Here is an 8,414-nt window from a genome sequence, read left to right as displayed (position 1 = left end):
CGATCTCATAGACCTGCCACAGCAGGGCCGAGGACTGGATCTGGATCGCCAGCACGGCGATGACCCGACCGAACCACAGCAGACGGAAATCCCGGATACCCCAGGGGCTGGCGGGCCCTTCGGGCGGTGCCGGCGGAACGGGGGGAACGACGGGGCCGGTGTCCAGGGTCTCGATACTCACGTGCGCCGATCTTGCTTGGGGTACGGCGTCCCGTCCCGGTGGAAGTAGCGGTCCGCGCCGAGCGGCAGGACCATGTCGATACCGGGATAGTCGGCCCCGTCGCCGGTCGGGTTACGCGTCCCGACCTCCAGCAGAACCACCTCGGCATCCGAACGGTTCTCGATCCGGTGGCCGTTCGGCACGCCCGCCTTGAACCCGGCACAGTCGCCCGCGACCAGAACGGTCTCGGTCATGGGCTCGCCCTCAAGACCCTCGACCAGCACGACCTCGCCCGACACCACCCAGACGAACTCGTCCTCGGACAAATGCCAGTGGCGCTGGCTGGACCAGGCGCCGCCAGGCAGGCGCAACAGATTGACCCCGAATTGGTCCAGCCCCGCCGCATCGCCCAGCCGCCAGCGACGCCGCGGCAGGCATGGGCCGGCGAAGGCGTCGGGATAGGATGTCCCGTGCCCGGTCGGGGCGGCGTCCAGATTGATCTTTGGCAACGCGTCCTCGTGACACTTTTCGCAATCGCGCAACGTCCCTAAAGCATAGGTCCATGAACCCTGCATCAAATGCTGTGATCGATCCTGTCGAACTGACCCGGACCCTGATCCGCCGCCCGTCGGTGACCCCGGCCGACGCCGGGGCCATGGATGTGCTGCAACGGGTGCTGGAAGGGCTGGGCTTCACCTGTCGCCGAATGCCGTTCGAGGGCCCGGGGGGCGAAGGCGTCCACGCCCGGATCGAGAACCTGTACGCCCGACGCGGCACCGCATCCCCCAACCTGTGTTTCGCCGGCCATACCGATGTCGTGCCGACGGGGGCGGAAACGGGCTGGTCCGCCGATCCGTTCGAGGCGGAGATCCGCAACGGGGTCCTGTATGGCCGGGGCGCGGCAGACATGAAGGGCGGCATCGCGGCCTGGGTCGCGGCGGTCGCAGGTGTGCTGGCCGATGGTGAACGTTCTGGTCAAGACTTGGGCGGATCGCTGTCCTTCCTGATCACTGGCGACGAGGAGGGCCCTGCCCTGCACGGCACCAAGCGGGTGGTCGAGACCCTGATGGCCGAAGGAGAGGTCATCGACGCCTGCGTGGTCGGCGAACCGTCGTCGCAGAACCTGCTGGGCGACATGATCAAGATCGGCCGGCGGGGCTCGCTGAACACCTGGATCACGGTCCATGGCCGGCAGGGTCACGTCGCCTATCCCCACCGCGCGGCCAATCCGGCCCCGGTGCTGGTGCGGCTGCTGGCCCAGCTGGACGCCTGGGTGATCGACGACGGCTACGAGGCCTTCCAGCCGTCGAACCTGGAGATCACCACCATCGACATCGGCAACGGCGCGACCAATGTGATCCCGGCACAGGCCAAGGCCCGGCTGAACATCCGCTTCAATCCGGCCCAGACCGGCGACGGCCTGATCGCCCGCATCGACGCTGAGGCGGCCCGGGTCGCGGCCGAGAGTGGACTGGAGATCACGCTCGAGCACATGTGCTCCGGCGAGGCCTTCCTGACCCCGCACGGCCCGTTCGTCACGGCGGTCCAGGACGCGGTCGAGGCCGAGCTGGGTCGCCGGCCAGAGGCCTCGACCACCGGCGGCACCTCCGACGCCCGTTTCATCCGCGCCCTGTGCCCGGTTCTGGAGCTGGGTCTGGTCGGCCAGACCATGCATCAGTTCGACGAACGGGTTCCGGTGGACGAGATCGTGGCCCTGACCGGCGCTTATCGAAGGATCATCGAGTCCGTGCTCGGCCCTGCTACCAAGGGGAGCGCAGCGACCCCGGCAAGCGCTTCAGGCTAAGGGGTCCGTATGGCGGTGGCGGTCTGAAAAACACGCCGCCAAACCGCCAGACCGCCAAGGCCGCTCTAAATAAATCAGCGACTTGCACGGCGAGGGCGAAACTGACCGCCACGCTGCAGTTCTGCGATGTCCGATGATTTCAAAGACCATAAGGGACAGGTGGGAACAGTGGAGTCGAGCCGCAAGGGCGAGATAGGAAAATAGTCTTCTCGCATCACTGCCATAGATGAGCTTGCCCATGTCGCCCATCGTCAAGCTGAAGCGATCGCGATGCCGCGACCACCGGCGCGCTTGCCGGTGAAGGGCGTGGCGCGTAAGCGAACCGCCATGTTCGGCCTCGCCAACCCCGCCCGCTTCATGCGCTTCACCGGCCCGCTGGTCCCCTGGCTGTGGGCCGTCGCCGCCGTGCTTCTGGCCGTCGGAACCTGGCTCAGCTTCACCGCGCCAGGCGACTATCAGCAGGGCGATACGGTACGGATCATGTTCGTCCACGTCCCGGCCGCGTCGCTCGGCACGATCGTCTATGCGGCGCTCGGCGTTTCCAGCTTCTTCGCCCTTGTGTTTCGCCACCCCCTGGCCGATGCCGCAGCCCGCGCCGCCGCCCTGCCGGGCGCGGCCTTCACCGCGCTCGCCCTGGTGACCGGCGCGCTGTGGGCGCAGCCGATGTGGGGGACGTGGTGGGTCTGGGACGCGCGGCTGACCAGCGTGCTGGTGCTGTTCCTGTTCTACCTCGGATACATGGCGCTGCGTTCGTCGATCGACGACGAGACAAAGGCCGGGCGCGCCGCCGCAGTCCTCGGGCTGGTCGGGCTCATCAACCTGCCGATCGTCAAATTCTCGGTCGATTGGTGGAACACCCTGCATCAGCCGGCGTCCCTGCTGCGCGCAGGCGGAACGAGCCTCGATCCGGTCTTCCTCGCGCCCCTGCTGACCATGATGGCCGCCTATGGGGCGTTGTTCGTGGCCATCTGGCTGACGGCGATCCGCACCGAAGTGACCCGTCGCCGCGTCCTGACCCTGCGCGCCCGCGCCGCCGTGGGAGCATAGGCGATGCCCGATCTCGACATGACCCCCTATGCCGCCTTCGTCTGGCCCGCCTGGGCCATCAGCGCCCTGGTGCTGGTCGGCCTCGTCGTCCGCGTCGCCGTCGCCGCGCGGCGCTGGAAGGCCGAACTTCGCGCGCTCGACAAAGAGGACGCCGCCGAAGGCCTCCCTCAAGTCGCGCAGAGCGCGGTAGGGCAAGAAACCGGCCCTCAAGCAGGGCGAAGCCCGGTAGGGCCCAAACAATGAACCGCTGGCTCGCGGTAATACCGCTGGTGGCCCTCGTCGCCCTGACCGCCCTGTTCATCGGCTGGTCGCTGAAGCGCGACCCCGCCTACAAGCCCGACGCTGCCGTCGGCCAGACCGTGCCCGAGACCGTTCTTCCCATCCTTTCCGACGGCGTTGCGGGGCCCCAGAACGTGGACATCCGCACCGCCGGCGTCGGCCGTCCGATGATCGTCAATCTGTTCGCCTCCTGGTGCGCGCCGTGCCGGATCGAGCATCCCCGGCTGCTGGCGCTGAAAGAGCGCGGGATCGCCGTCGTCGGCGTGGCCTACAAGGACGAGCCTGAAGCGACCCAGGCCTTCCTCGATGAACTGGGCGACCCCTATGCCATGGTGCTGGTCGATCGCGAGGGTCGGGCGGGTCTCGATCTTGGCGTCTCGGGCGTGCCCGAGAGTTTCGCGGTCGATGCCATGGGCCGGGTCGTCGCCAAGTCTTCGGGGCCGCTGCTGACCGACGCCGACGTCGACCGCCTTGTCGCCGCGTTGGCGGTCGCCCCGCCCCGCCTGCCGCCCACAGCGACCGAACGGTCTCGACCGGCGCAATAGGCGAGAGGGTTCATCACAAAGGACACCAAGGGATCACGAAGATCACCAAGAGATCGCACACGTCGCTGCGGACTGTACCCATCGAGCGCGGTCTCACCGAGAAGCGAAATGGCGGCAAAGCCGCCCTTCATTCCGGGCACATATCGGATTGCCGGTCGCCACCTCGAACCTCTTCGGTCTCGTCGTGTCCTTGGTGATCCCTTGGTGTTCTTTGTGATGAACCTGGCATCTACACCGCAGGCTTCCGTCGGAGCGACCGTCGCTTCGGCCCGCCAACACCGGCGTTAACCCTTTTCCGCCCGACGCGCGTTAACCATAGCGCATGAGCACGATCCGTCCCGACCTGCCCGCGATTCCGACCCCGTCACAGGGTGCCGCCCCGGCCGTCCGCGCGGCCCAGGCCGACTTCTTCCGCGCCGCCATGGCCCAGGTCGGCGGTTATGCCCAGACGCCCGGCGCTTCCACGCCGGCTGCCGCCGAAACGCCAAAAGCCGCGCAGGGCGATCGCCCCGTCCGGCCGGGCAGTCTTCTCGATATCAGGGTCTGAACGTCCGCGCCGACAAGGCCGGCGTCAGTTGACGGGCGCGGCCTCGGCTTCGGCCACCGCCGGCTCGGCGTCTTCCTCGACGAACCAGTAGCCATAGGTCACCGGGCACATATCGACCGCCAGGATCCGGGGTTCACCCGGTCGCGACCGACAGACTCCGGGCGACACGAAATCGACGATCCAGTCGAGAACAGCCATTGTAACCTCCCGACCGCTCTTCGGCGGCCTGAGAGGAAATCTGTACCCATCGCGCCCGACTGTAAAGCCTCGGCCGTCGGGGGGCCTTCGTCAGGAAACGGGTTCGACCACCACGACCGGCGCCTTGGTCTTCTTGGGCTTCTTTTCTTTCTTCACAGGCCGGGCCTCAGGGTCGCCGGGCGCAGCCTTGTCGGTGCCGTCCGCCTTGCGCGCCAGCTTCTCGGCCTTCCGAGCCTCCTTCTGGGCCTTCTTGGCCGCCTTGGCCTCGGCCTTGGCCAGGTCGGGGGCGGCGTCGGCGGCATTGGCCAGGTCCGACAGAAGTTCGATGAATCCCTCGCGCTTGCCCTTGGGCAGCAGGGCCAGGATGCGCCGGTCGGCCGCCTCCACGCGGGGCCGCGCGGCCTCCAGCAGGGCCGTTCCGGCCTCGGACAGCTTCACCGCCTTGGCGCGTGCGTCGATCGTCGACTTCTCCCGCTCCAGCAGCCCCTTGGTCGTCATCCGGGCCACCAGGTCGGCCAGGGTCGAGCGGTCGATGCCGGTGGCCCGCACCAGATCGGTCTGGGTCAGGCCGGACTTGGCCGAAACCGCCTCCATCACCGCGAACTGGCGCTGGGTCGGGCCGTCGGCGCCGGCTTCGTCAGAATAGATGTCGAGGGCCAGTTGCAGCACCCGGTGCATCAGATGGCTCGGGGATTCGGCCAAGGCCCCGCTGCGCTTCGACTTGCCGGACTTCACCATGGTCGATTTCCCCTGAGACAAACTATGCCTCTACCGTGGACGGAGGGTTATCAGCGAGGCTTTACGGTTTCGCGACAGCTTTGCCAGAGACCCTGCGGGTCACCTGGCTCTACGGTATCACCTCGGGCTCGATGGGCGCCGTGGGATCGACCGGCGCGTCCGACACCAGATTCTTCATGATCAGCGGCACATTGGCCAGTCCGAAGGCGGACGAGGCGATCCACAGCACGCCGCGGAAGCTGACCCAGACATCGGCGGGATCGACATCGGTCATGCCCATCCGCCCGGTCGCCCAGCCCACCAGAGCCTCGGACCGGACCAGTTCGTTCACGATGGCGACCGCCGCGAAAAAGAATCCGTACCGGATCGTCAGGATGCGCCATGCCCGGTCGTTGACCGGAATGACCGACCCAAGCAGCGCCTTCAGCGGCTCCTTCTTCAGCCAGACCCCTCCCAGCAGGGCCACGGCCAGGGACGCGTTCAGCACCGTCACCTTCAGCTTCACGAAGAGATCGTCCTGGAAGACCAGGGTCAGCACCCCGAACACCAGGGCGAACCCGCCAACGAGCAGCGGCATCAGGGCCAGCCGCTTCTCGACCAGCAGCCCCACCGCGATGGCCACCGCCGACCCGGCCACCAGCCCCCAGGTCGCCTGGACGAGGGCCTCGGAACCCTCCATCCCCCTCAGCCGGAAGAACAGGAACACGGCCGCGAAGGCCGCCAGCGCCCCGAAATCCACCACCTGACGCACCCAGGTGGGGGGCTTTTTCTCAGGGGTGCCGGGATTGATCGGATCCATCATGGTCGCGAGAACTCCAAAACAACTCCGCTCATCCCGGCGAAAGCCGGGACCCAGTTCTGAATTTGAGCAGAGGCGCCGGGATCAACAGGCCGAGCAACGACTTTACGCTGGATCGCCCAAAGGACTGGGTCCCGGCTTTCGCCGGGATGAGCGGAAGAGAACAAGCTTAATCCTCCAGCCCGACGAGTGAACGAGAGAACGCGCGGGCGTCGAAGGGTTGCAGATCCTCGATCCCCTCGCCCACCCCGATCAGCTTCAGCGGCGCATCCGACGCCTGGGCCACGGGCACCAGGACCCCGCCCCGCGCCGTGCCGTCCAGCTTGGTCATCACGATGCCCGAGACGAAGGCGGTGCGCCCGAAGATCTGTTCCTGGGCCAGGGCGTTGCGCCCCACGGTGGCGTCGAGCACCAGCAGGGTCTCGTGCGGCGCGTCCGGCTCGATCTTCTTGAGCACCCGCACGATCTTGAGCAGTTCGTCCATCAGGGCCGACTTGTTCTGCAGCCGACCGGCGGTGTCGATCAGGACCACGTCATAGTTCTCGGCCCGGGCCTTGGTATAGGCGTCGAAGGCCAGCCCGGCGGGGTCGGCGCCGTCGCGGCGGCTCTCGAAATCGGCCCCGGCCCGCTCGGCCCAGACCTTCAGCTGTTCGCGGGCGGCGGCGCGGAAGGTGTCGCCGGCGACGATCATCACCCTGGCGCCCTTGCCCGTCAGATCGGCCGCGATCTTGCCGAGCGTCGTGGTCTTGCCCGATCCGTTCACCCCGACGAACAGCACGACATAGGGCTTGATCCCCCCCGCCACGCCGTCGGGGCCCAGCGGATCGAAGGTCGCCTGGCGCGGCAACAGCTCGGCCGCGACGGCTTCCGCCAGCGCCTCCTTGACCTCGCGCTCGTCCGAGACCTTGCCGAAGCGCAGGGCGCGGAAGCGTTCGACGATCCGGTCGGTGGCGGCGGGGCCCAGGTCGCTCTCGAGCAGATGCTCCTCCAGCCGCTCCAGCGCCGCCTCGTCGAGCGGCTCCTTCGTCATGCCGCCGACGACCGTCTCGGTGATCTGTTTGGAGGACCGCGCCAGACCGTCCGACAGACGCTGGAACCAGCCCTTCTTGGGGGTGTCGTTCATAGGCAGGGCTTTAGCCATCGCCGGATCAAAGGTCACGTTCGGAGTGACAATCAGACCATCCGTGAAATATCCGCTCATCCCGGCGAAAGCCGGGACCCAGGTCTTTGGGCGATGAGACGATCAAGTTGCACGCAGTGGCGATCCCACACGCCGTGCCCTACAAAAGCACTGGGTCCCGGCTTTCGCCGGGATGAGCGGAACTGATTATGCCCGAGACCCACCCCTTCTTCAGCGCCCGCACCCACGGCTTCGTCCGGGTCGCCGCCGCGACCCCGGTGGTCCATATCGCCGACCCGAAAGCCAACGCAGCCGAACACGAGGCCCTGATCCGGCAGGCAGGCGAGCAGGGCTGCGACCTGATCGTCTTCCCCGAACTATCCTTGAGCGCCTACGCCATCGACGATCTGCACATGCAGGCGGCGTTGCTGGATGAGGTGGAGCGGCAGATCGGGGTGTTGGCGAAGGTGACAGCAGAGACGGGGGTCATCTCGGTTATCGGGGCACCAATCCGGATCGGTGACCGTCTTTTCAACTGCGCCGTCGCCCTTGGATCTGACGGCATCCTTGGCATCGTGCCGAAGACCTATCTGCCGAACTACCGGGAATACTACGAGAAGCGATGGTTCGCTTCGGCCATCGGGCTCGACGAGTGGTATGGCGACGTCCGGATTGGCGAACTGTCTGGACCTTTCGGCGCGGACTTCATCTTCGGCGCGTCCAACCATCCGGGGTTCGTGTTCGGAATAGAGATTTGCGAGGACTTCTGGGCACCATTGCCGCCTTCGACCCGTCAGGCCCTGGCCGGTGCTCGCATCCTGCTGAATCTTTCTGCTTCAAACATCCTCATTGGTAAATCGGACGATCGGGCCTTGCTCTGCGCCAGCCAATCGGCGCGCGCGATGGCCGCCTATGTCTTCACGGCTTCGGGCTGGGGCGAAAGCACCACTGATCTCGCCTGGGACGGTCAGGCGACGATCCACGAGCTCGGCGCCAAACTTGTCGCAGGCCCCCGTTTCTCAATGGAATCGCACCTAACCATTGCCGACATCGACGTCGAGCGCATCGGACTAGAACGACTCCGAACAGGCACCTTCGCAGATTGCGCCAAATCGGAGTTGAGTGCTGGCGATATCCACGTGGAGGCTTTCATAGCTCATAGCCACTCCACCTCAAG

Annotated in this window: 11 protein-coding genes and 1 pseudogene; 6 read left to right on the top strand and 6 right to left on the bottom strand. The window is 66.7% G+C overall.

Annotated features, from left to right (window positions below):
* Together JHC99_RS15510 and JHC99_RS15505 are read right to left on the bottom strand one after the other, a co-directional pair.
* Positions 1–181 (bottom strand): annotated as a pseudogene (locus JHC99_RS15510) (hypothetical protein); the annotation flags it as partial.
* Positions 178–669, bottom strand: coding sequence for a cupin domain-containing protein (locus JHC99_RS15505; protein ID WP_292155363.1), 492 nt, complete (start codon positions 667–669; stop codon positions 178–180). The pseudogene JHC99_RS15510 and the gene JHC99_RS15505, both read right to left, overlap by 4 nt.
* A 53-nt stretch (positions 670–722) precedes the next feature.
* Here JHC99_RS15505 and dapE point away from each other — a divergent pair, with 53 nt between their 5' ends.
* The 5 genes from dapE (at position 723) to JHC99_RS15480 (ending at position 4,382) form a co-directional block, all read left to right on the top strand.
* Positions 723–1,964: a succinyl-diaminopimelate desuccinylase gene (gene dapE / locus JHC99_RS15500; protein WP_292155362.1), complete on the top strand. Its 1,242-nt coding sequence runs from the start codon at positions 723–725 to the stop codon at positions 1,962–1,964.
* A gap of 327 nt (positions 1,965–2,291) precedes the next feature.
* Positions 2,292–3,011: a heme ABC transporter permease gene (locus JHC99_RS15495; protein WP_292155366.1), complete on the top strand. Its 720-nt coding sequence runs from the start codon at positions 2,292–2,294 to the stop codon at positions 3,009–3,011.
* Positions 3,012–3,014: 3 nt separating this feature from the next.
* On the top strand, positions 3,015–3,254 hold the full coding sequence (gene ccmD, locus JHC99_RS15490) for a heme exporter protein CcmD (RefSeq protein WP_292155360.1): 240 nt from the start codon (positions 3,015–3,017) through the stop codon (positions 3,252–3,254).
* A complete protein-coding gene (locus JHC99_RS15485) occupies positions 3,251–3,835 on the top strand; it encodes a DsbE family thiol:disulfide interchange protein (protein WP_292155359.1) in 585 nt (194 codons plus the stop codon). The genes ccmD and JHC99_RS15485 overlap by 4 nt, the downstream gene beginning before the upstream one ends.
* Before the next feature lie 322 nt (positions 3,836–4,157).
* Positions 4,158–4,382 carry a hypothetical protein gene (locus JHC99_RS15480; RefSeq protein ID WP_292155358.1) on the top strand — a complete coding sequence of 75 codons (225 nt, stop codon included), beginning with the start codon at positions 4,158–4,160 and terminating at the stop codon, positions 4,380–4,382.
* A 24-nt stretch (positions 4,383–4,406) separates the two neighbouring features.
* On the opposite strand, the gene JHC99_RS15475 is transcribed toward JHC99_RS15480, so the two are convergent.
* The 4 genes from JHC99_RS15475 to ftsY all read right to left on the bottom strand — a co-directional run bounded on the left by JHC99_RS15475 (position 4,407) and on the right by ftsY (position 7,240).
* Positions 4,407–4,580 carry a hypothetical protein gene (locus JHC99_RS15475; RefSeq protein ID WP_292155357.1) on the bottom strand — a complete coding sequence of 58 codons (174 nt, stop codon included), beginning with the start codon at positions 4,578–4,580 and terminating at the stop codon, positions 4,407–4,409.
* A 90-nt stretch (positions 4,581–4,670) separates the two neighbouring features.
* Complete coding sequence (locus tag JHC99_RS15470) at positions 4,671–5,318, bottom strand: MarR family winged helix-turn-helix transcriptional regulator (protein ID WP_292155356.1); 648 nt, start codon at positions 5,316–5,318, stop codon at positions 4,671–4,673.
* A 109-nt stretch (positions 5,319–5,427) separates the two neighbouring features.
* Positions 5,428–6,120 (bottom strand): septation protein IspZ, encoded by a 693-nt coding sequence (locus JHC99_RS15465; protein ID WP_292155354.1) that lies wholly within the window; start codon positions 6,118–6,120, stop codon positions 5,428–5,430.
* Positions 6,121–6,286: 166 nt separating this feature from the next.
* Positions 6,287–7,240, bottom strand: a complete 954-nt coding sequence (ftsY, locus tag JHC99_RS15460) for a signal recognition particle-docking protein FtsY (protein ID WP_292155364.1) — start codon at positions 7,238–7,240, stop codon at positions 6,287–6,289.
* Positions 7,241–7,446: 206 nt separating this feature from the next.
* Between ftsY and JHC99_RS15455 the strand changes: the two genes are divergently transcribed.
* A partial coding sequence (locus tag JHC99_RS15455; protein ID WP_292155353.1) for a nitrilase-related carbon-nitrogen hydrolase occupies positions 7,447–8,414 on the top strand: 968 nt, incomplete at its 3' end.

This window comes from Brevundimonas sp. (assembly GCF_016463485.1).
Taxonomy (GTDB): Bacteria; Pseudomonadota; Alphaproteobacteria; order Caulobacterales; family Caulobacteraceae; genus Brevundimonas.
This window is presented reverse-complemented; position numbering and strand designations above follow the sequence as displayed.

Excerpts from the sequence above, each read along its gene's own strand:
- ccmD (WP_292155360.1), top strand. The coding sequence starts at position 3,015 with ATGCCCGATCTCGACATGACCCCCTATGCCGCCTTCGTCTGGCCCGCC.
- JHC99_RS15475 (WP_292155357.1), bottom strand. The coding sequence starts at position 4,580 with ATGGCTGTTCTCGACTGGATCGTCGATTTCGTGTCGCCCGGAGTCTGT.
- JHC99_RS15485 (WP_292155359.1), top strand. The coding sequence starts at position 3,251 with ATGAACCGCTGGCTCGCGGTAATACCGCTGGTGGCCCTCGTCGCCCTG.
- JHC99_RS15470 (WP_292155356.1), bottom strand. The coding sequence starts at position 5,318 with ATGGTGAAGTCCGGCAAGTCGAAGCGCAGCGGGGCCTTGGCCGAATCC.
- JHC99_RS15465 (WP_292155354.1), bottom strand. The coding sequence starts at position 6,120 with ATGATGGATCCGATCAATCCCGGCACCCCTGAGAAAAAGCCCCCCACC.
- ftsY (WP_292155364.1), bottom strand. The coding sequence starts at position 7,240 with ATGAACGACACCCCCAAGAAGGGCTGGTTCCAGCGTCTGTCGGACGGT.
- JHC99_RS15480 (WP_292155358.1), top strand. The coding sequence starts at position 4,158 with ATGAGCACGATCCGTCCCGACCTGCCCGCGATTCCGACCCCGTCACAG.
- dapE (WP_292155362.1), top strand. The coding sequence starts at position 723 with ATGAACCCTGCATCAAATGCTGTGATCGATCCTGTCGAACTGACCCGG.
- JHC99_RS15495 (WP_292155366.1), top strand. The coding sequence starts at position 2,292 with ATGTTCGGCCTCGCCAACCCCGCCCGCTTCATGCGCTTCACCGGCCCG.